The sequence below is a fragment of the Pseudarthrobacter sp. BIM B-2242 genome, from assembly GCF_014764445.1.
Classification (GTDB): domain Bacteria; phylum Actinomycetota; class Actinomycetes; order Actinomycetales; family Micrococcaceae; genus Arthrobacter; species Arthrobacter luteus_A.
In genome coordinates, this window is record NZ_CP061721.1 from 1051520 (window position 1) to 1071181 (window position 19662).

Annotated in this window: 21 protein-coding genes; 11 read left to right on the top strand and 10 right to left on the bottom strand. The window is 63.4% G+C overall.

All coding sequences use genetic code 11. The annotated features are described in order from the left end of the window. Window positions 1-75 precede the first annotated feature (75 nt). The 3 genes from IDT60_RS04950 to IDT60_RS04960 all read right to left on the bottom strand — a co-directional run bounded on the left by IDT60_RS04950 (window position 76) and on the right by IDT60_RS04960 (window position 3077). Entirely contained in the window at window positions 76-1653 is a 1578-nt protein-coding gene (locus IDT60_RS04950; protein ID WP_191081109.1) for an alkaline phosphatase, read from the bottom strand. A 94-nt stretch (window positions 1654-1747) separates the two neighbouring features. Beyond that, window positions 1748-2113 (bottom strand): hypothetical protein, encoded by a 366-nt coding sequence (locus IDT60_RS04955; protein WP_191081110.1) that lies wholly within the window; start codon window positions 2111-2113, stop codon window positions 1748-1750. 97 nt (window positions 2114-2210) lie between these two features. Then, on the bottom strand, window positions 2211-3077 hold the full coding sequence (locus tag IDT60_RS04960) for an AraC family transcriptional regulator (protein WP_191081111.1): 867 nt from the start codon (window positions 3075-3077) through the stop codon (window positions 2211-2213). Between the two features lie 234 nt (window positions 3078-3311). Between IDT60_RS04960 and IDT60_RS04965 the strand changes: the two genes are divergently transcribed. From IDT60_RS04965 to IDT60_RS04975, 3 genes are all read left to right on the top strand, one after another. Continuing rightward, complete coding sequence (locus tag IDT60_RS04965) at window positions 3312-4367, top strand: 2,3-butanediol dehydrogenase (protein ID WP_191081112.1); 1056 nt, start codon at window positions 3312-3314, stop codon at window positions 4365-4367. 92 nt (window positions 4368-4459) lie between these two features. Continuing rightward, on the top strand, window positions 4460-5737 hold the full coding sequence (locus IDT60_RS04970) for a S8 family serine peptidase (RefSeq protein WP_191081113.1): 1278 nt from the start codon (window positions 4460-4462) through the stop codon (window positions 5735-5737). 81 nt (window positions 5738-5818) lie between these two features. After that, window positions 5819-6493, top strand: a complete 675-nt coding sequence (locus IDT60_RS04975) for a uridine kinase (protein WP_191081114.1) — start codon at window positions 5819-5821, stop codon at window positions 6491-6493. A gap of 6 nt (window positions 6494-6499) precedes the next feature. On the opposite strand, the gene IDT60_RS04980 is transcribed toward IDT60_RS04975, so the two are convergent. Next, window positions 6500-7297, bottom strand: coding sequence for a DUF4386 domain-containing protein (locus IDT60_RS04980; protein WP_191081115.1), 798 nt, complete (start codon window positions 7295-7297; stop codon window positions 6500-6502). Between the two features lie 96 nt (window positions 7298-7393). Between IDT60_RS04980 and IDT60_RS04985 the strand changes: the two genes are divergently transcribed. Continuing rightward, on the top strand, window positions 7394-8089 hold the full coding sequence (locus tag IDT60_RS04985; RefSeq protein WP_191081116.1) for a TetR/AcrR family transcriptional regulator: 696 nt from the start codon (window positions 7394-7396) through the stop codon (window positions 8087-8089). A 58-nt stretch (window positions 8090-8147) separates the two neighbouring features. On the opposite strand, the gene IDT60_RS04990 is transcribed toward IDT60_RS04985, so the two are convergent. From IDT60_RS04990 to IDT60_RS05000, 3 genes are all read right to left on the bottom strand, one after another. Further along, window positions 8148-9647, bottom strand: coding sequence for an APC family permease (locus IDT60_RS04990; RefSeq protein ID WP_191081117.1), 1500 nt, complete (start codon window positions 9645-9647; stop codon window positions 8148-8150). A gap of 128 nt (window positions 9648-9775) precedes the next feature. Continuing rightward, the gene (locus tag IDT60_RS04995) at window positions 9776-11086 is read right to left on the bottom strand and encodes an ISL3 family transposase (RefSeq protein WP_223883723.1); all 1311 of its coding nucleotides are present in this window, start codon (window positions 11084-11086) and stop codon (window positions 9776-9778) included. Between the two features lie 607 nt (window positions 11087-11693). Continuing rightward, window positions 11694-12101, bottom strand: a complete 408-nt coding sequence (locus IDT60_RS05000; RefSeq protein ID WP_223883890.1) for a cupin domain-containing protein — start codon at window positions 12099-12101, stop codon at window positions 11694-11696. Between the two features lie 478 nt (window positions 12102-12579). On the opposite strand from IDT60_RS05000, the gene IDT60_RS05005 reads away from it, so the two are divergent. From IDT60_RS05005 to IDT60_RS05015, 3 genes are all read left to right on the top strand, one after another. Further along, the gene (locus IDT60_RS05005; protein WP_191081118.1) at window positions 12580-12960 is read left to right on the top strand and encodes a cupin domain-containing protein; all 381 of its coding nucleotides are present in this window, start codon (window positions 12580-12582) and stop codon (window positions 12958-12960) included. Between the two features lie 73 nt (window positions 12961-13033). Then, window positions 13034-14431: an NAD(P)-binding domain-containing protein gene (locus tag IDT60_RS05010; protein ID WP_191081119.1), complete on the top strand. Its 1398-nt coding sequence runs from the start codon at window positions 13034-13036 to the stop codon at window positions 14429-14431. A 95-nt stretch (window positions 14432-14526) separates the two neighbouring features. Further along, the gene (locus tag IDT60_RS05015; protein WP_191081120.1) at window positions 14527-15114 is read left to right on the top strand and encodes a TetR/AcrR family transcriptional regulator; all 588 of its coding nucleotides are present in this window, start codon (window positions 14527-14529) and stop codon (window positions 15112-15114) included. Window positions 15115-15192: 78 nt separating this feature from the next. Here IDT60_RS05015 and IDT60_RS05020 read toward each other — a convergent pair whose 3' ends face one another. The 3 genes from IDT60_RS05020 to IDT60_RS05030 are packed head-to-tail and all read right to left on the bottom strand — an operon-like array spanning window position 15193 to window position 16425. After that, entirely contained in the window at window positions 15193-15573 is a 381-nt protein-coding gene (locus tag IDT60_RS05020; protein WP_223883891.1) for a cupin domain-containing protein, read from the bottom strand. Between the two features lie 46 nt (window positions 15574-15619). After that, on the bottom strand, window positions 15620-15982 hold the full coding sequence (locus tag IDT60_RS05025; protein ID WP_191081121.1) for a cupin domain-containing protein: 363 nt from the start codon (window positions 15980-15982) through the stop codon (window positions 15620-15622). A 29-nt stretch (window positions 15983-16011) separates the two neighbouring features. After that, entirely contained in the window at window positions 16012-16425 is a 414-nt protein-coding gene (locus IDT60_RS05030; RefSeq protein WP_208786618.1) for a cupin domain-containing protein, read from the bottom strand. A 258-nt stretch (window positions 16426-16683) separates the two neighbouring features. On the opposite strand from IDT60_RS05030, the gene IDT60_RS05035 reads away from it, so the two are divergent. The 4 genes from IDT60_RS05035 (at window position 16684) to IDT60_RS23175 (ending at window position 19643) form a co-directional block, all read left to right on the top strand. After that, entirely contained in the window at window positions 16684-17250 is a 567-nt protein-coding gene (locus IDT60_RS05035) for a nitrilase-related carbon-nitrogen hydrolase (RefSeq protein ID WP_191081122.1), read from the top strand. A gap of 85 nt (window positions 17251-17335) precedes the next feature. After that, window positions 17336-17770: a hypothetical protein gene (locus IDT60_RS05040; RefSeq protein WP_191080267.1), complete on the top strand. Its 435-nt coding sequence runs from the start codon at window positions 17336-17338 to the stop codon at window positions 17768-17770. Window positions 17771-17946: 176 nt separating this feature from the next. Continuing rightward, window positions 17947-18771, top strand: a complete 825-nt coding sequence (locus tag IDT60_RS05045) for a DDE-type integrase/transposase/recombinase (protein ID WP_191080268.1) — start codon at window positions 17947-17949, stop codon at window positions 18769-18771. Window positions 18772-18944: 173 nt separating this feature from the next. Next, window positions 18945-19643 carry a hypothetical protein gene (locus IDT60_RS23175; RefSeq protein ID WP_223883892.1) on the top strand — a complete coding sequence of 233 codons (699 nt, stop codon included), beginning with the start codon at window positions 18945-18947 and terminating at the stop codon, window positions 19641-19643. Window positions 19644-19662: the final 19 nt, after the last annotated feature.

Sequence of the window (19662 nt, forward strand, 5' to 3'; positions counted from 1 at the left end):
ACGGCCGCACCCGGGCCGGGTGCCGCCGTCGCGGTCTTTGTGGGGAGACCAGATCATCCGGGCGTTTCGCCGGGTCTACCTCGCCTGCAGCCCCGGCACTCCGTCCCGAATCTCAAACGACGCCTTCGTCGCAACGGGGGATCCCGGCGTCGTGACGTAGTCCAACACGCGGAAGTCCGCGGTCATCGCATCCTTCGTGATGCGGGTGTTCACGTAGCCGCGGTTGTCGTTGTAGAACTTCAGGTGCGGGTTCCAGGCCATGACCGGATCCACGGTGGAGCCCGAGCCGTTGCCGGTGGACGTGACGGAGGTGCAGACAAGTTCTGAGCCGACCACGGGGGAGGCGGGGTCCCGGTAGTCGACTTTGAGGTCGTTGGCCCAGTTGCGGTGGACGTCGCCGGTGAGGACCACGGCGTTGCGGACGTTCGCGTCCACCCAGCCCTGGGTGATGCGGCGGCGTGAGGACGCGTAGCCGTCCCAGCCGTCCATGGAGACGTCGTCGATCTCCGGGGCGGCGTTGCGGTCCTTCTCGGCGAAGAAGACCTGCTGGCCCAGGATGTCCCAGCGCTGGGTGGAGTTTTTGAAGCCGTCCAGCAGCCATTTCTCCTGCTCGGCGCCGGTGATGGTGCGGTCCTCGGCCAGGTGCTCGGTGACGTTCTTCTTCCAGCCGTCGCCCGCGAGCTGGTCGTCGCGGTACTGCCGGGTGTCCATCATGTGGAAATTGGCCAGCTGGCCCCACTGGATGGTCCGGTAGATCTTCATGTCGAACCCCGCCGGCACTGACGAAGCGCGCAGCGGCATGTTCTCGTAGTACGCCTGGAACGCGGCGGCCCGGCGCATGCGGAACCGCTCGGTGGTGTCGTTCAGCTGCTTGGCATCCCTGTTTTCCGGGATCTCGTCCGCCCAGTTGTTGTCCACTTCGTGGTCATCCCACACCACCAGCCACGGTGCGATCGCGTGCGCCGCCTGCAGGTCGGCGTCGGACTTGTACTGCGCGTGCCGCTGCCGGTAACCCTGCAGCAGGCTGGTTTCGGGGCCCTGGTGGTCCCGCAGCTTGCCGCTGTTGGCCACGTTCCTGCCCTCGTACATGTAGTCGCCCAGGTGCAGCACCAGATCCGGGTGGTCCTGGGCCAGCCGCGAGTAGGCGGTGAAGTAGCCCTGCTCGTAGTGCGCGCAGCTGGCGAACGCCATGGCCAGGGCCGCCGGGGTCTCATGCGGTGCCGGGCTGGTGAGGGTGCGGCCCACTGCGCTGACGTGCTTGCCCGTGCGGAAGCGGTAGAAGTACTCGCGCCCCGGGCGGAGGCCCTTCAGTTCCACGTGCACCGAGTGCGCGGTTTCGATCCGGGCCTGCTCGACGCCGCGGGCTACTACGGTGCGCATGCTTGCGTCTTCAGCCACTTCCCACGCCACCGCCACGTTGCGGGACGGCATGCCGCCCAGGCCGTCCCCGGCCACGGGGTCCAGCGCCAGTCGGGTCCAGATCACGAAGCCGTCCGGCCACGGCTCGCCGGAGGCGATGCCCAGCAGGAACGGATCGGTGCGGAGGCCGGCGTCGTCCGCAGTTGAAACGGCGACGGCGGCACCCGGCAAAGCGGCGACGAGCCCGGCCCCGAGGCCGGCGGAAAGGAGGGATCTGCGTGAAATGTTGTCCATGCGTTCGAACGTAGACACGCCGACTGGACTGCTTGTGAGGCACGTGTGAATGCCCGGTTAACTGCGTGACAAGCTCAGTTGATTTGGGTAGGGCCTACGTGCGGGAGGCCAGCCTGTCGAACTGCTCCTGCCAGATGGCCAGCTCCTCGTCCACGTAGCGCCGGTGGGTAGGAGTCCATTTCGGCCAGATCTCCGCCGAGGCCTGGGCCTGTGCCGGCCGCGGGCGGTCTCGGACCGGAGGTGCTGCGTGCGGCGGGGCATGGACGGGGGCGCGGCGCTGGACAGGGGCGGGGGCGCCCCGGACGGCGGCGCCCTTCCTCTTCGTCTGGCCGGGCCGCTCCAGCACGCCCATGATCCCGAGCGCCAGCTGGCACACGGCCCAGACGATGCCGCTGAGAACCAGCACGGCAAAAAGGAAGGCAATCCAGAGCAGGAGTCCGATGGCTGGGAAGACCAACATGGTCCATTTTATCTTCCCGAGCCGCGATTGGGTCAGGTCAATTTCCGCGAACCCGGGGACTGCGCCGGCAGTCCCGGGACCTTGCCCTGCCGAGCTGTCAGGCGCGTTCCACCGGCAGCCACAGCTCGGTGGTTGCAGTGCTGAAGTCCGCGGCGCGCTCCAGGATAGCCACAACCGACGGGCCGGGCCTCAGCCGCCACGGGTTGGACGGGAACCAGTCAGCGGCCGTCGCCGCCCACGTGGCCTGGAGGGCCGCCGGGTAGGGGCCGGCGGTGCGGAACACCGCCCAGGCACCGGCCGGCACCTCGATGACGTCAAGGTCCCCGGGCACCGGCGTTCCTTCGCTGACGGCGACTCCGTGCAGGTAGGTCAGCTCGCTGCCCTCCGTATAGTCAGGGTCGACGTCGGCGCTCACCTGAAGCAGCCCCGCCGGTTCGGTGTTGCTCAGTGCCTTGAGGCGAGCGTGCTCCGCTTCGGGCAGCGAGGCGATATGTGCCTGGATATGCGGATTCACGCCGTGGTAAATGAGCGGCACGCGGGCCGCGTGGCCCACGAGCCGGAAGGCCGGTTGGTCTGCAATGCGGGTATCCATGGTGGTTTTCCCTTCTATGGTCAGGCGGAACCTGAGCTGCGGTTGCGTGCGAAGGGGGCCGCCGTCCCGGCGGGCGTCGCCGGGGCTGATGCCGTGCACCGCCCGGAAAGCCCTGGCGAATGCCTCGGTGGAGCCATAGCCGAAGCGCACCGCAGTCCCCAACAGGTCGCCACCCCCGATGACATCGGCGGCGGCGACGGTCATGCGGCGCCGCCGGATGTACTCGGACAGCGGCATGCCGGCCAGTGACGAGAACATCCGGCGAACGTGATACTCCGTTGTGCCGAGTTCGCCCGTCAGTCCGGCGACGTCAATCTCCCCGGTGAGGTGCTCCTCGATAAAATCGATGACCCGGTTCAGCACTGCAATCACGGCTTCCTCCTTCTGCATCAAGCCTGCTGCACCGACACAAGCCCGCACCCAACTATTGCGGTCCGATTCGGTCGCGGTCGGTTCCGGCGCGGGGAAGCGCCCGGGACGGCACCGACCAAAGGTCCCTACCGAACTTCCGGAGCCGGTGCGAGGATGTTCGGATGCGGGCCGGCCGCCGCTGAGGGCCCGGACCCCTTCGAGGCAATGTATGTTCACCCACTGGAAGGATCCATCATGAAGGCAGCACGTTTCCATGGCCGCGGGGACGTCCGGATCGAGGACATCCCGGAGCCGGATCTCCGCGCCGAGACCGTCAAGATCGACGTCGCCTGGTGCGGCATCTGCGGAACCGACCTGCACGAGTACCTCGAGGGTCCCATCTTCGTCCCCGCACCGGGACATCCGCACCCGCTTTCGGGGGAGGAGGCTCCGGTGACGCTGGGACACGAATTTTCCGGAACCATTTCTGAAGTCGGCGATGGGGTGAGCGGCCTCGCGAAGGGGGACAACGTCGTCGTCGAACCCTATTTTGTCTGCGACGAATGCGAGTCCTGCCGGTCGGGCAACTACCACCTCTGCCGCAAGCTGGGCTTCATCGGTTTGGCAGGCGGCGGGGGAGGCCTGAGCGAGAAGATCGTGGTGGACGCCCGGTGGGTCCACCCCATCGGGGACATCCCGCTGGATGAGGCGGCCCTGATCGAGCCGCTGTCCGTGGCGCACCACGCCGTGGCCCGGAGCGGCGCGAAGGCCGGCGACGTTGCCCTGGTGGGCGGGTCCGGGCCCATCGGGCTGCTCACCGCCGCCGTCCTCAAAGGCATGGGCGTGACCACCATCATCAGCGAGCTGACCACGGCGCGGAAGGAGAAAGCCATCTCCAGCGGGGTGGCCGACCACGTGCTTGACCCCACCCAGGAGGACGTTCCGGCCCGGGTGCTGGAACTCACCGGCGGCACCGGCGCGGACGTCGCGTTTGAATGCGCGGGGGTGAACGCGGTGCTGGACACAATGCTCGACGCCGTCCGGCCGGGGGCCGTTGTTGTCAACGTCTCCATCTGGAGTGCTCCGGCCACCGTGGACATGCAGAAGCTGGTGCTGAAGGAGATCGACCTCCGCGGCACCATCGCCTACGTCCGCGACCACCCGGCCGTGATCAAAATGGTGCAGGAGGGCAAAGTGGACCTGAAGCCGTTCATCACCGGCAGGATCGCCTTGGACGACCTGGTGGAGCAGGGCTTCGACACCCTGATCAACCACAAGGACACCGCCGTGAAGGTGCTGGTTCATCCCTAGCCGCCGCGCCGGGTTCGCCGCCGCGCCGGGCTCGCCGAAGTGATAGCGCACTGGCCCTGTTCAGCGGGCCCGGCGTCAACCAAGATTGCCGAATGAGAAAACTTCTTACAGCGGGATTCGCGGCGGCAATGATGGCGTGCGGCGGAATCACGGTGGCGGCACCCGGCACCGCAGCGCCCCAGGGTTCACACGTCGCGGGGCAGATCCTCGTCAAGTTCCGCGACGACCGCGCGGCCGCTGGCGTCCTTCGCCAGCACGGCCTCAGCGACGGCCCGGGCGTCGGCAGCACGGGTGCCCGGCTGATCAACGTTCCGGCCGGCAAGGAGCTTCAGCTGATCAGCGCCCTCAGCCGGAATCCCGCCGTCGAATACGCCGAGCCGGACGAGGTTGTCACGGCCACCACCGATGACCCCTTTTTTGACCGTCAGTACGCCCTGCACAACGATGGCTTGTCCTTCAAGAGCACCGGGGGGACGGTGACCGTCACCGGCGGCGATGCCGGTGATGACGTGGATGCTGTCGAAGCGTGGGCCGTCACCAGGGGCGGCAGCACCAGGGTTGCCATCATCGATTCAGGGGTGGCAATTGACCACGAGGACATCTCGCAGAAGGTGGTTGCCCGGGCCAATTTCAGCGACACGGTAATCCGGGAAGGCAATCCGGACGACAACGAGAAATACGACAAATACGGCCACGGCACCCACGTGGCCGGCATCGTGGCGGCCGAGCACAACACCGTGGGCGTCGCCGGAGTGTGCCCGGAATGCACCATCCTGGACGCGAAAGTGCTCAACGACACCGGGTCAGGCTCCACCTCGCGGATCGTCAACGGCATCGACTGGGCCGTCGACAACGGCGCCAAAGTCATCAACATGAGCCTGGGCCAGCGCGTTTCCAACCGGACGCTCGAAGCCGCCGTCAACAACGCCTGGAATGCCGGGGTGGTGATCGTGGCCGCAGCCGGCAACGGCGGCACCCAGGCCAAGGTCTACCCGGGCGCCTACGCCAACGTGATTGCCGTGGCCGCAACCGACAATAAGGACAACAAAGCCTCCTTCTCAACCTACGGAAAGTGGGTGGATGTCGCGGCGCCGGGCGTCAACGTGTACTCCACCTTCCCGTTCCACACCTCCGTCCTGGGAAGTCAGAACAAGCGCGCACCGGGCTACGACGTCGAAAGCGGCACGTCGATGGCGTCCCCGATCGTGGCTGCCGTTGCTGCGCTTGCCTGGAGCGCGGATGCCGACGCCACCAACGGGACGGTCCGGAAAAAGGTCGAAGAAACCGCTAAGGACATCGGCGGCAACGGCACCAACTGGGTGCACGGCCGTGTGAACGCGCACGACGCCGTTAAGCCGTCGGTGCCCTGACAAGCCGGGAGTTCGTGGTCGGCGACGTCCGGGTTCCGGGCTGACTAAGGGCTCACTTCCGCGGCATGGCAGCATGGGCGGATGAGTGAACTACACCCGGCGGCGGCACGGACCCTTGTGCTGCGCTCGCTGGCCTCGGAGTTGCTGTCCGAAGGGACCGGACGACGCCTCATTGCCGTCGATGGTGTGGACGGCAGCGGCAAATCCACGTTTGCCAATGACCTGGCGGCAGTCATCCAGGAGGCGCCTGTCATCGTCATTCACGCTGACGACTTCCTGAACCTCCGGGCTGTCCGGCACAGGCGGGGGCGGGATTCGCCGGAAGGATTCTGGCTGGATACGTATGACTACGAGGCCCTGCACCGTGACGTCCTTGTTCCGCTGGGACGGGGAGGCAACGGCTGCTACCGGCCTGCTGCCACCAACCATCGGCAGAATGTGAGGCTGCTCCAATCACCACAGGACGCCGTGGTGATTGTCGAGGGCATGTTCCTGCACCGCGACGGACTGGCGGAACAGTGGGACTTCTCGTGTTTCCTCGACGTGCCGTTTACGGAGACGGCGCGGCGCATAGCTGTCCGCGACGGCAGCCACCCCGATCCGGGCCATGAGTCAATGCGCAGGTACGTCGGCGGCCAGCGCCTCTATTTCGAGACTGCCCAACCGTGGCAACGCGCAACCCGCGTCGTCGACAACACCCGGCCTGCGATGCCCCGCATTCTGTCGGCCGGCGAAGCCGATGACCGGCACCGCTGAGCCCCGCTACCGCGCGGACGAGAACGTGCCTGACGGCCCCGGTGACCTGTCCGACGCAGCGGGGGAGCCGGCGTCGGCCGCTTTTGCGCGGCGGGCGGAACGGATCAGGACGCAGACGCCCAGGGCGGCCACCCACAATCCCCAGCCGGTGCTGCCGAGGAGTCCGGCCAGGTCCCACACCGGGAACCCGGGAACGGCGGTGGCCAGGATGTCGCCCTGGTTCAGCAGGTAGAGGATGCTGACAAGGATCCCCACTGCGCCGAGCCAGCGGGGGAGGACCGCGCTGCGGAGGATGATCACGCTGAGGGCCACCGACCAGCCGATGACCAACAGTTGGCCCAGATGCTCTCCCAGCAGCGCTCCACCGAACTGGTGCTGTGCCGTCCAGGCCGCGTCCACCGCAGCCTTGGTGGTGGCATCCCCTGTGACGTAGGACGCGGCAAGGGGCGGCACCACGAACACCCAGCGGAGGAACCCGATCAGGGACAGGACCACCGACGCGGCGCCCGCATACGTGGCAACCCGCAAGGCCTGGTGGTCGCGGAGGCCCAGTGCTGCGGGCAGCAGCAGGATCGGAACGGCAAGCAGCCCGTAGGTCCACGCCGTGGCGAACCACGTCCAGACCAGCCCCGGCCCGCCGGCATCGAATTCAGGCAGCACAACACTGGCCGGTTCACGCAGGATGTCGGGCCAGTCGAAGATCACCGACAGGACGGTGGCGGCTGCGGCGAACGCGAGGGCGCTCACCACGAACAAGACGCCGGCCGCCCGAAGGCTTTTCTTTTGCGGTTCAGTGGGTGCCATGGGGTCCGACCTTTGCGAATGTTGTACGGTGTACAGATACTGTACGATGTACAAAGATTGGACCCGCACGCCGCACTTGTCAAGAGAGGACTGCCGATGACGCCAGCAGCCAGGACGTCCAGGCCCGGACCCCGCCGCACCCTGACGGAGGAAGAAATCCTGGAGGCCGCACTGACCCTGCTGGACGAGGGCGGCATCAAGGCGGCGTCCATCCGGGGGATTGCAGCACGCGTCGGTGTGGCCCCGAATGCGGTCTACACATATTTCCCCGACAAGGCGGCGGTGGTCCAGGCGATCGTTGAGCACCTGCTCGGACTGGTGGACCATGCGGTCTTCGCCGACACGGACATGCCCTGGCGCCAGCGGATCGAAGCCCTCGCCCTGGAGCTGCGGGAACGGCTCACCGCGCATCCGGGGGCAGTCAATCTGATGATTGGCGGGCCCATGGACGGGCCCCACGCGCTCACTCTGAACGAACGCCTCATGGGTGTCCTCGTGGAGGCCGGACTCACGCCGGAAGAGGCTGCAAGGGCGGCCTACCTGCTGATCGTCTACGTCTTCGGCTCGATAGCCCTGGACGTTGCGGAGTCCGGAGGGACTCACTCGTTGCCCCCGGAGGCCGAGCGGATCAGCGCTCGCCAGGCTGGCTTTGCCGCCATCCCGGCCGACACCCACCCGCTATCCGCGGCGGCCGCGGGCGTCATGGCCGGCTACATCTCCACAGACCAATACCTTTGGGGACTGCGCCGGGTGCTCGACGGCATCGCTGCCGGCGCCGGCGACGGGCGCTGAAGCGCCGCCGTCGTAATTAATGACGACGACGGCGCTCCCGCCCCCGGGCAGCCCGGTATCAGCTGGGTGATGGCACCTTTTCCAGGTCCTGGGCATCATTATCTGAATCGTTGGCCAAGGCGACTGCAGCTGCTGCCGCTTCCTTCTCCGAGCGCCCCGACTCCCGTTGGGAATAGAACCAGATGGGAATGTAGAGGGAGAGGACGAGGAAGCCGAGCCAGGTTGAGGTCCAGCCAATCTCCTGGCTGTTCAGGTAGACCACGCCGATCAGGCACAGCGGCAGGTTGAACAGGCCGAAGATCATGGCCACATGCTTCCAGCCCTTGGGTGCATTGAAGGGCCGTTCCAGGTTTTTGAAGGCGGGGTGCTTTTTGGCCCTGACGTAGGCGAACAGGCTGATGCCGTTGGCACAGGTGTAGCCAATGGCCGCGGCCGCAAGAATTGCCGGCATCGATCCCAGGGAAATCAGGACCATGTTGAACGCGGCGGTGACGAACATGGCAACAAAGGGCGTTCCATGGCGGTTCGTTTTACCGAAAACACGGGGCAGGTTTCCTTCCGTCGTCATGGAGTGCATGGCGCGGGAGGAGCCCAGGTAGGCCGTCTGGATGATCAGGACCATGGCGGCGATCAGCATGATGATGGTGATGACGGAGCCGGCCTGGCCAAAGACGGCCTGGGCCACGGGGATCAGGGGCGAGACAGGCTCCGCCATCACACCCTCAACACCCAGCACGCCGATGACTGCTGCTTGAACCAGTACGTAGGAGAGGAAGCAGACGACGCCGCAGGCAAACAGGGCTTTCGGGACATCCTTGGACGGGTTTTTGTATTCCGGAGCGTAAATGGCTGCCGTTTCCCAGCCGCAGGCACTCCACTGCGCAATCGCAAAGATGCCGAAGAGAATCAGGATGTGGTGCATGTCCCAGGTCCAGTCGGTGGGCCACCAGTTGCCGGTGATGTTAGCCAGGTCAACGTGTCCGGTAGCGAAAGGTGCCACGGTGAGGATAACCAGCGGGATCAAGGAAACAGCCGCCAGGACATAACCCAGGATGGCGCCGTCCTTGAGGCCGAACCAGTTAACAATGGACAGGCCCGTAAAGATCACCAGACCGGAGATCAACGTCAGCTGATATTCGGTGAAGGTCTCGGCCAGCACCGGAAACAGTCCATGCAGGTAACCGCCCACCAGGATGGCGAAGATTGCCAGGACCGGGTTCCAAGCGAACCAGTAGCTCCAGGCGGAGAAGCCGCCGATTAGTTTGCCCTTGTCGTACTTACCCTTGTAGTTCTCGGTACGGAACACGTGCTGGGCGAAGCCTGGCAGGCCGCTGGCCTTGGGGAACGTGGTGGCCAGCTCTGCATAGGCGGCGTTCTGGATGAACCCCTGGATGACCGACAGGCCCCAGATGAGGATTGCTGCGGCAGCCATATACATCGGCAGATAGCCCAGGGACGGAAGGATCAACAAGGGCACGCCCAGGGCAATTGCCAAGCCCTGTTTCCAGTTGATCGACCTTTCCAGGTGACCAACACCATTTGATATATCTTTGCTCATAAGAGTCTCCTTAGACGACCTGACATCGCCCGTTCCTTTAGATCTAATTAGCTGGGATTTTGAATCTGTGGCGGTTTTAAGAATCTCGGCCGGGGATTTAGTAAGCCTGCTTTACAGGCCCTTCGCATTTACGCATGGTTGGTTTGTTTGATCCGGTAGTGCCGGTGGCCGCCGGCGGCGAGTAGGCATCTGAGCCGGTAGTTGGTGAAGTTGCGGAAGCCTCGGGCTATTCTGCGGGTGGTTTCGATGACTCCGTTGATTGCTTCGGTAGGCCCGTTGGAGGCGCCGTTCGTTTCGAAGTAGGCCAGGATCGCGGTTTTCCATTGTTTGAGTGTCCGGCCGAGGCGGGCGACTTCCGGGATTGGGCAGGACGGGAAGGACCCAATGACTTCATTCACGAGTTCCCTGCCCCGCTCCGGCCGGGCGTGATAGATGTTGCGGAGCTTCTGGTAGCACTGCCATGCGAGGGTGACTTCGTCGTCGGGGTCTCCGGCATTGAGTTTCGCATCGAGCCGGGCGGACTGCTTGTCGGTCAGATGTTCGGCGCCGATCTGCAGGGTCCGGCGGATACCGTAGAGCGGGTCACCCTTGCGTCCGCGGTGGCCGAGAGTGTTCTGCTGGACCCGGCGGCGGACTTCGTCGACCATGGCCGATCCGAGTTTCACGACGTGGAAGGCGTCCAGGACCGTGATGGCTTCGGGCAGTTCGTCGCGGATCGCGTTGGCGTAGCCGCGGAACGGATCCAGCGCGGCGGTCTTGATCCCGGCGGTGAACCCGGGGCCACGGTCTTTGAGCCAGTCGGCGTAGGCCTTCCCGGACCGGCCTGGAACCAAGTCAAGTAGCCGTGCGTGCACCACGCCGTTCTCGTCGCGGGTGTGGTCCACGATTCCGGTGACCATGCCGGATCCCGGCGGGCCGGTGTGTGACCAGACGTGCTCATCCACCCCGAGCGCGTCAACGCCGGCGAGCCGATCGGAGTTCCTGATGCGGCGGGTGGCTTCTGCTCTGATGGCGTCCCAGACGGTGTGCCAGGAGACCCCGAGCTGGTGGGCCAGGGCCGAGACCGAGGTATCGAACCGCTGCAGCGCGTCGGTCGCCCAGTGGGCGGCTCGGGCGGTGAGTTTCGCCCGCGGCCCGGCCAGCGGGTGTTCTTCACTGAATGTTGTTTTTGGGCAGTCCGGGTCCGGGCAGCGCCAAACACGTTTGGCCCACAGCAGCCGCACCGGCTGGCCGAAACAGGGAATGTCATGGAGCCGGACCTGGCGGCGTCCGTGGCCGACCGCGACGACGCCGCAGTCCGGGCAACCGGCGAGGTCCACATCGGTTTCGACGCCCAGTACGAGGCCAGTCCTGGTTGCCGTGACGGAGCTGACGTGGACGCCCTCGACACCGAGCAGCGCATCCGCGCGCATGCACCAGCGGCCAGCAGAACAAGACATAGAGTTATTCATGTCAGGGTCTCTTTTTGGTTTTGGTTGCTTGGTCGCTACCAATTCAAAGAGGCCCTGACCTCTTTACTGCCGCACCACGCCGCACCACATCGCACCGCAGAATACCTACGCGATGGCGCCATCCTCAGACTGCGCATCCATGCTTATCTGCGAAGGCCCGCTTTACATGCAGGTTTCACTGCGCCATGCAGGCCACTCCGCGCTGTTTCCGCGATATCCGGAAATCCGAAGCATGCTTTGGACATTGGGCGGCCGGGTGTTCGGCTTTGCAAACTTTTATGGCGCGGATAAAGATGCAACGGCGATTTGCAGTTGCACAGTATTGCCGGCGAATCCTCATTCGGAGGGATGGATGAAGCGCATTGACCCCGGGGCAGAAAGGTTTTCCGAAGCCGGGGGTAGTACCGGGATCAATCCTGCAGACTCAAGATGTTTTCTGTCGCAGAAATGGACGGCCGTTGGTCAGCCTGGGGAAACGTTGCTGCCCGGCAGGATGGGGGACGCCTTAGCCGGCAGAGCCGCTCCGCACGGAGGGCCTGCCCGCCGAGGGGTGGTGCCGGCGCCGGGTCTGGTGCCAGCGCGAAGGAATCTGTCGCTAGATTTCGAAGTACCGGAAGGAGTGGGACTCCGCGCCCTCGGGGTTGGGGCCGTAGACGGTAACCATTCGGGCGTAGACGGGTGCCCAGTACCGGCCAAGTTGTCCGGGATTTACGCGGGCTGTGTCACCGGGCCGCAGGACGACAGTCCTGCCTTCACTCTCGATGTAGAGCTCGCCTTCGACAACGAAGTTCGTTTCAGAATGAGGGTGGAAGTCCTCCCAGCCGCAGGCCTCCAGTTCCCATTCCGAAAGTATGAAGTCCTTCCATCGGCCTACTGGATCCGCGTTGACAAAGCGGCAGCGCAATCGCGGCCATTCGTCCTTCATGACCTTCATGGACTTCGCTGACCAGAGGTCGATTGATTGCCCCGTCGTCAGTGACGGGGCCTGGGTGGCTGTGGACATAATCTTTCACCGTTCTTCGATTTGGAAGTCTGCTTAGCAAACTTCGGTGAATCCAAAATCAGGTGGATCAACGTGATGTGGATCACGGATTCGATTACTTTGACATTGACAAGCGTCCCAGTCAAGGGTCCATGAGAAGGAATGTATAGCGTTCCCGGCACTCCCGGGTGAGTGTCAGTGCTCAAAAAAATAATCCCAGAAATCTTTTCCTGAACGATTGACTTGCACGGTCGTTCATGTGAAAGTCGGTGGACAGGCAAACGTGATTCACTTCACACCGTACGGCTCAATGGGGAGATCGGCCGGTCCATAGTGAACCATGAATGCCGGATTTGCAGCTATTCCTCCCGGAGCCATAAGCCGGTTTCAGAGGCCCCTTCAATGCAAACCTAATGCGCCAACAACGCAATTCCCTATGGCCGTTTATGCCCTCATGAACTGTCCCAAAAAGTTATTCCCTCAATTCACAGGAGACACCATGGAAACCACCCTCGTAGGAACCCTGAGCAAGGCCGGATCCATCCATAAGGTCGAAAACGGCTTCATCGGTCTGCCCCCGATGGACGAGCCGGGCACGGTCGCCGCGATCGGCGATTCCCTGCACAACCCGGAGGGCTCGGTCATGTGCGCCGGCTTCTTCGAGCTGAAGGCGTCCGAGCCGCTGGTCTACACCTACACCTACGACGAGATGAAGGTTGTCATCAAGGGCGAATTCATCCTCACGGACCAGAGCACCGGCGAAGTCACGCACGCGAAGGAACGCGACGTGCTGTTCTTCCCCAAGGGCACCACCGTGAAGTTCGAGACCCCCGAGTACGGCCTGGGGTTCTTCGCCGGCGACCGCACCTTCAACCCGTAAATATCGCCCAGCGCGACTTAGTTCACAAAGCCACCCATCGGCGCCCATAGAATTTTTGGAAGAGGAGAGCAGCATGACACTTCGAGTAGGAATCATTGGTGCAGGCCCCAGCGGCCTGGCGCAACTGCGGGCATTCGAATCGGCACGCCAAAAAGGGGCCGACATCCCCGACATCATGTGCTTTGAGAAGCAGGACGAATGGGGCGGGCAGTGGAACAACAGCTGGCGCATCGGGCTGGATGCCCACGGCGAGCCAGTCCACTCCAGCATGTACCGCCACCTGTGGTCCAACGGCCCCAAGGAATGCCTGGAGTTCTCGGACTACTCCTTTGACGAGCACTTTGGCCGTCCTATTTCGTCCTTCCCGCCCCGCGAAGTCCTCTTCGACTACATCAAGGGCCGGGTGGAGAAATCCGACGTCCGCAAGTACGTCCGCTTCCATACCGTTGCGCGGCACACCAGCTACAACGAGGCCACCCAGGAATTCACCCTGACGGTGGAAGACCTCAAGACCAACAAAACTGAAACCCACGTGTTCGACAAACTGGTGGTTGCGACCGGACACTTCTCCGTCCCGTCAGTCCCGGAGTTCAAAGGCATCAAGACGTTCCCGGGTGAAGTGCTGCACGCCCACGACTTCCGCGGGGCGGAGCGGTTCTACGGCAAGAATTTGCTGATGATCGGCAGCAGCTATTCCGCTGAGGACATTGGCATGCAGTCCCACAAGATGGGCGCTGCCTCCATCACCCTTAGCTACCGCACAACACCCATGGCCTATGACTGGCCGGCGAACACGGTGGAACGCCCGCTCGTCACCCACTTCAGCGGCCCCACCGCACACTTCAGCGACGGCACCCAAGGCGACTTTGACGCCGTCGTACTTTGCACCGGATACCAGCACAAGTACCCGTACCTGCCAAGCGAACTCTCACTGAAGTCGCCGAACGTGCTGTACCCGGGCAACCTCTACAAAGGTGTGGTGTGGCAGCAGAACACCAACCTGTTCTACCTCGGTGCGCAGGACCAGTACTACACGTTCAACATGTTCGACGCGCAGGCCTGGTTTGCCCGCGACGTGATGACCGGCGCGATTGAACTGCCATCCCTTGCCGAGCGCCAAAAGGACATCGATGCGTGGCTTGAACGCCAGGCAGCGCTGGCCGACCACGATGCCGAGGCGGATTTCCAGACGGACTACCTCCGGGAGCTCATCGAGGCCACGGACTACCCGCCCTTCGACCTGGACGCTGTGTGCCAGCTGTTCAAGGACTGGATGCGCCACAAGCACGATGACATCCTGGGGTACCGCGACATGCTGCACCGCTCCGTTGTCACCGGCACCATGGCCACCAAGCACCACACCCGGTGGATCAACGCCATGGATGACTCCATGCAGCGGTACCTGGAAGGCCCGTCGCAGGACGTTGACTCCGGCTCGCCTGCCGTGGGCGACATCCTGGCCGCCAGGTAACTGCCGGCCTTGACGTCCCCGGACCGTATCCTGGCTGCTTCGACAGCCGGGATACGGTCTTAGGCATTAACACACTGGAGGGTGGAGAGAGGTCTATGCGGGTATCCTCTTCGGATCGAAAAGAACAGCTGATTGCGGCCACGGTCGAACTTATGCGCCGTGAGGGCATTCAGTCGGTGACCATGCGCGCCATTGCCAAGGAGGCCAATGCTCCGCTGGCCACTGCTCATTATTGCTTTAGCGACAAAGACGAGCTGATGGACGCAGCCGCCGAGGCCTGGTTGAAGAACCTGAGCCGCTTTTCCAGTGACGTACCGGTTTACCTGGGTCTGCGTAAGGCTGTGGAACAGGTGGCTGAGGGCTACTGGCGTGCTTTGGAGGAGGAACCGGCGAGCATTCTTGCCGAGATCGAACTCATTCTGTGGGCGACACGCAATGCCGCTACCAGCCCGCTGGCGGCGAAGATCTACCCCGCCTATGAAGTGGAGCTGGGAAACATCTTTTCCTCCGCTGCCGAGGCCAGCGGGGAGGAGTGCCGCATAGGGTTCCCGACGCTGGTGCGGCTCTTCCTGATGATTTACGACGGCGCCGCCATCCAATACATGACCGACCCGAAATCTGCCGATCACAGCGCCCTGTTCTTTATGATGATCGATGCACTCCTGGTCAAAGCCGGCGTGTAGGGCGTTGCCATAGGTTGTCCTGGTTCATGGCCGCCCCCCAACGACGGCGGCCATGAACCAGGACGGCTTAGAACTTCATTAGGACGACATCGAGCCGTGGGCGGTGAAGAAACCCAAGCCGTAGTCGGGGGTTTCAAAGGTAATCTCTGATCCCTTGGGGAAGAAGAGTACGTCGCGCTCCTTCGCGTGGGTCACTTCTCCTGTCGCCCTGTCGGTGAGGATGAATTCACCCTTCACCACGACCTTCATTTCATCGCAGGTGTACGTGTAGACCAGCGGCTCGGAGGCCTTGAGCTCAAAGAACCCGGAGCTCATGACCGAGCCGTTGGGGTGGGTGAGGGAGTCGCCGATGGCGGCGTCGACACCCGGGATGTTCATTGACGGGAGTCCGATAAAGCCGTTTTCCACCTTGTGGATGGATCCGGCTTTGGTGAACGTTCCCAGTGTTGTGGTTTCCATGATTTCTCCTGTTTGTTAGTGGTGTTGATGGCTTTTTATTAGTGAATTAAAAGATCACGTAGAGCTTGCGCAGCGTCTCGTGAATCTCCCAATTGCCGCTCCAGCCGCGGGGAATGAAGATTGTGTCGCCGGGGCCTACGAGCTGGGCTTCGCCACCGTCCTGGGTGACGGTCATCGAGCCTGAAATGACATGGACGAATTCGTTGGTTTCAAGAACCCAGCGGGAGGGGCCTGCGGTGCATTCCCAGATGCCTGATTCTGAACCGTTCCCGTCCTGCCACAGATAGATTCCGCGGGTGTCCATCTGCTGTCCGGTCGCTTCGGGGCAGGGGCCCCAGTCGTCCAGCTCGGTCACGTTCTTCGCATCGCGGATGAGGCTGGCGGAGATTGAGGTTGTCTGCTGCGTCATGTGTTTTGCCTTTCTGGGGCGGGTTGGGATCAGACTTCGGAGTATTTGAAGGAGTGCGATTCGAGGCCCTCGGGATTGGGGCCGTAGATGGTGATCATGCGGGCGTAGACGGGTGCCCAGTAGCGGCCGACGCCGCCCGGGTTGACCCTGGCCGAGTCGCCCGGCCTCAGGACCACCGTGGTGCCCTGGCTCTCAATATGGAGTTCGCCCTCCAGGACGAAGGCAGTTTCGCTGTGCGGGTGGAAGTCCTCCCAGGAGCAGGAATTCAGCGTCCATTCGGAGAGGACAAAGTCATCCCAGCTGCCCACGGGATGGGAATTTATGAACCGGCAGCGCAGGCGTCCGTATTCACCGCCCAAGGCCTCCAAGGGCTTCGATGCCCAGAAATCAATTGCGTTCCCCGTCGTCACTGCCGGGGACTGAATGGTGCCCGCATCAGTCATGGCTTCAACCGTTTCAATAGTCGGAAATCTTATAAAAAGAAAGGCCCGGTGAATTTCAGTTACATCGCGTCATTGTGAGTTGGGTCACCGTGCTGAGACAACATTTACATGGACAGCTGTTCGAGTCAAGCGTTCATGATGAAACTCTTTAAGATGACTCCGGAGAGCGGGAGGCCTGAGGCGGATCGGGGCCCGCCGGCCTGGCCAACGAAGCGCTGCGGTATTGACGAAGCGTAGAAATGGGGCCACCGTTTCGATATGTCCGCTAGTACTGTGCGTATCGCCGCCATTCAGGCCACCCCGGTGATCCTCGATGCGGAGGCGACGGTGTCCAAGGCGCTTCATCTCCTTGCCGAGGCAGCCGGCGACGGCGTGAAGCTCGCGGTGTTCCCTGAAACGTTCATTCCGCTATATCCGTCGGGGGTTTGGGCGCATGCGGCGGCCCGGTTCGGCGGATTTGATGAAATGTGGGAGCGTCTCTGGGCAAACTCCGTCGACGTCCCCGGCCCGCACATCGACCATTTCATCGAGGCATGCGCCGAACACAGCATCTACTGCGTGCTGGGTGTGAACGAGCGGGAGTCCGCCAGGCCCGGAAGTCTCTACAACACCATGGTCCTGCTCGGTCCGGAGGGGTTGCTCTGGAAACACCGCAAACTGATGCCCACGATGCACGAACGGCTCACGTCGCCGCCCTGGCCGCCTTCCTCCTCGGCCCGCACGGCAAGTCCATCACGGGCCAGAACTACGTCATCTGCGGAGGCGCCTCCCTCTAACCCACTTCCCCCACCCCCGGACGCACTCTCACTTAATGTGGGTTTTTGACGCACCCTCTCGCAGTTAATGTGGGTTCCCTCTACGTCAGGCTGGTTGTGAGTCAGCCAATGATTGATGAGGAGCAGGAGCAGACATGACTGTTGGTGCGCGAGGTATTAGCCGCGATGAGATTCGGGAGTTGGTGCATCAGTATTACGTGCAGCCGTACGGGACGAGGAAGGAATGGCTTGCCTCCCAGCCAGTGACTGAGTGGACGTTCCGGCGCTGGCGGAGGATGGTGCAAGAGGGTGACCTCGACCGGAATCTGATTCCACGAGAGCATGGGAACATGGCCCGCACGAATGGCGAGTGGTCCGCGTTTGAGAAAGCGCGCGCCAAAGAGATCGCTGAACACCAGTCCGAAGTCGAACAGCTCAAGGGCCGTATTCGTGATCTTGAAGGCACGAATACAGCCTTGGGAAAAGCTATCGGGCTCTTGCACGAGTTGAGCGTGCCAGAGCCCGATACGGCCCGGACGAAAGATCCGAAAGGTTCATCGAAGCCGAGAACATCCTCGTCCGGCAACTGACAACGCTCACCGGCTCGCAACGGCAAGCCCTCGAGTTCGCCGGCGTATCCCGCTCGACCTGGCACTACCGGCAGAATCCCCGCGCAGGGGTCCAGGACCCGCTCGGACAGTCTGAACGCGCTTACCAGTCACGTGTCAGCGCCAATGACCGCGACCGGATCTGCGAATACATCCTGGTGGGCTGGGCCAACCAGGTCTCCGTTGATCATTCCTACGCGGCTGCCTGGGACGCGGGGGTGATGCTCGCTTCCCGCCGCACATGGTGGCGGGTCGCGGCGCAGATCGAGGACCAGATGCTGCGCCCCGCGATCCCGACCAGGACAGGGAAGAACCGGCCCCCGCGGGAGAAGCCCGTGGTGATGGCCACGGGCCCGGGGCAGGTCTGGTCCTGGGACATCACCGATCTGTATTCACCCTGGCGGGGACGGTCGTTCAAGGCCTACTCGGTCCTTGATATCTACTCCCGCCGCATGGTGGCCTGGCGGGTCGAGGAACGGGAGGCGGACCATCTCGCTGTGGAGATGTTCGAAACCGCGATCGCCCGGTATGGCGCACCGCGCATAGTTCACGCCGACTCGGGGCCGGCGATGCGATCAAACCTGCTCCGCGAAGCTCTCACCGGCCACGGCGTGGAGCTCTCCCACAACCGGCCCTACGTCTCGAACGACAACCCCTTCTCCGAGTCCGGGTTCCGGACCATGAAGTACAGGCCCGGCTACCCCCGTGTGTTCAAAGAAGTCGAGGCCGCCCGGGCCTACCTTGCCGACTACGTGCCCTGGTATAACACCCAACACAAACACTCGGGCATCGCACTGTTCTCGCCCGCCGAAGTCCATGACGGCTCATGGAAGGAAGTTTGGAAAACCCGGGACCAGGCACTACAGCGCTACTACAACAAACACCCCGAACGATTCCACCAGCGCCCAACGACACCAGCCCCAGCCAGCCATGCCGGAATCAACCTCCCGACAACAAAAACACCCACACAACAAACCCAATGACTCCACACAGCTTGACAACCTGCGGTTTTCCCCGAACGCTCTCTCACCGTGGGCAGGCAATCATCGCCACAGTGAGTTACCCCCGCCGGACTTAAGCCCCTATTCCGGGAGGGCGGCGCTGGCATACCTTGAAGCTGGGTCTGCTACTGCGGCCCAGCATCCAAGGGGGCATCATGACCAGGCCCGGGCTTTCGGCATTCAGCGTTCTCGGGGTGGGCGCCATGTTCGCGCTCGCAGGCTGTTTCGGACCGCCTGCCCCGACGCCGACGACTAATTCCGCCGCCCCCACCGCTTCACAAACCCAACCCGCCACGACGAGCGCGACGGCGACCCTGACCGCCTCACCCACCGCACCGGTGACAGCGTCGCCCCCAGTGACAGCGCCGCCGTCGACCGCCCTGCCGTCCTCCGACCCGGCGATCCCGGCGCCCACGGCGGAGCCCACCTTCACGGGGTTCCCTGAACAGGTGGCCCCGCTGACGGTCTACTACGTGGCGGTCGGCGACAACGGCATTTCCGGGCCCCTGATCGGTTGCGGCGACAGCCTCGTCGCCACAACCACGGCCCCGGTCCGCTTCACCGACCAGGTGGGCCCCAGCATCGGGACCCTGCTGGCAAACAAGAGCCGCGACGTCGGTCTATCGGGGCTTGTGAACGTCCTGTATCAGTCGAACCTGACATACCTTGGCGGCGAGCTGAACGGCAGCACCATTACGATCTGGCTCACGGGGCAGTTCGTGCTGGGCGGAGTGTGCGACATCCCGCGCGCGAAGGCACAACTGGAGTACACCGCCATGGCCGCGTCGGACGCCACGAGCGCCCAGGTGTTCGTCGACGGCCGGCCGATCGACGAGGTACTCAGCCTCAAATAATGATGTGTCCGCTGGCAGG

Bases quoted from the DNA above. Each gene is read 5' to 3' on its own strand.
- IDT60_RS05000 (WP_223883890.1), bottom strand. From the start codon at position 12,101: ATGTCCACAGCCACCCAGGCCCCGTCACTGACGACGGGGCAATCAATC.
- IDT60_RS04955 (WP_191081110.1), bottom strand. From the start codon at position 2,113: ATGTTGGTCTTCCCAGCCATCGGACTCCTGCTCTGGATTGCCTTCCTT.
- IDT60_RS05040 (WP_191080267.1), top strand. From the start codon at position 17,336: ATGACTGTTGGTGCGCGAGGTATTAGCCGCGATGAGATTCGGGAGTTG.
- IDT60_RS04950 (WP_191081109.1), bottom strand. From the start codon at position 1,653: ATGGACAACATTTCACGCAGATCCCTCCTTTCCGCCGGCCTCGGGGCC.
- IDT60_RS05030 (WP_208786618.1), bottom strand. From the start codon at position 16,425: ATGACTGATGCGGGCACCATTCAGTCCCCGGCAGTGACGACGGGGAAC.
- IDT60_RS05015 (WP_191081120.1), top strand. From the start codon at position 14,527: ATGCGGGTATCCTCTTCGGATCGAAAAGAACAGCTGATTGCGGCCACG.
- IDT60_RS04965 (WP_191081112.1), top strand. From the start codon at position 3,312: ATGAAGGCAGCACGTTTCCATGGCCGCGGGGACGTCCGGATCGAGGAC.
- IDT60_RS05005 (WP_191081118.1), top strand. From the start codon at position 12,580: ATGGAAACCACCCTCGTAGGAACCCTGAGCAAGGCCGGATCCATCCAT.
- IDT60_RS05020 (WP_223883891.1), bottom strand. From the start codon at position 15,573: ATGGAAACCACAACACTGGGAACGTTCACCAAAGCCGGATCCATCCAC.
- IDT60_RS05025 (WP_191081121.1), bottom strand. From the start codon at position 15,982: ATGACGCAGCAGACAACCTCAATCTCCGCCAGCCTCATCCGCGATGCG.
- IDT60_RS23175 (WP_223883892.1), top strand. From the start codon at position 18,945: ATGACCAGGCCCGGGCTTTCGGCATTCAGCGTTCTCGGGGTGGGCGCC.
- IDT60_RS04990 (WP_191081117.1), bottom strand. From the start codon at position 9,647: ATGAGCAAAGATATATCAAATGGTGTTGGTCACCTGGAAAGGTCGATC.
- IDT60_RS04970 (WP_191081113.1), top strand. From the start codon at position 4,460: ATGAGAAAACTTCTTACAGCGGGATTCGCGGCGGCAATGATGGCGTGC.
- IDT60_RS04975 (WP_191081114.1), top strand. From the start codon at position 5,819: ATGAGTGAACTACACCCGGCGGCGGCACGGACCCTTGTGCTGCGCTCG.
- IDT60_RS04980 (WP_191081115.1), bottom strand. From the start codon at position 7,297: ATGGCACCCACTGAACCGCAAAAGAAAAGCCTTCGGGCGGCCGGCGTC.
- IDT60_RS05010 (WP_191081119.1), top strand. From the start codon at position 13,034: ATGACACTTCGAGTAGGAATCATTGGTGCAGGCCCCAGCGGCCTGGCG.
- IDT60_RS04985 (WP_191081116.1), top strand. From the start codon at position 7,394: ATGACGCCAGCAGCCAGGACGTCCAGGCCCGGACCCCGCCGCACCCTG.
- IDT60_RS04995 (WP_223883723.1), bottom strand. From the start codon at position 11,086: ATGTCTTGTTCTGCTGGCCGCTGGTGCATGCGCGCGGATGCGCTGCTC.
- IDT60_RS05035 (WP_191081122.1), top strand. From the start codon at position 16,684: ATGTCCGCTAGTACTGTGCGTATCGCCGCCATTCAGGCCACCCCGGTG.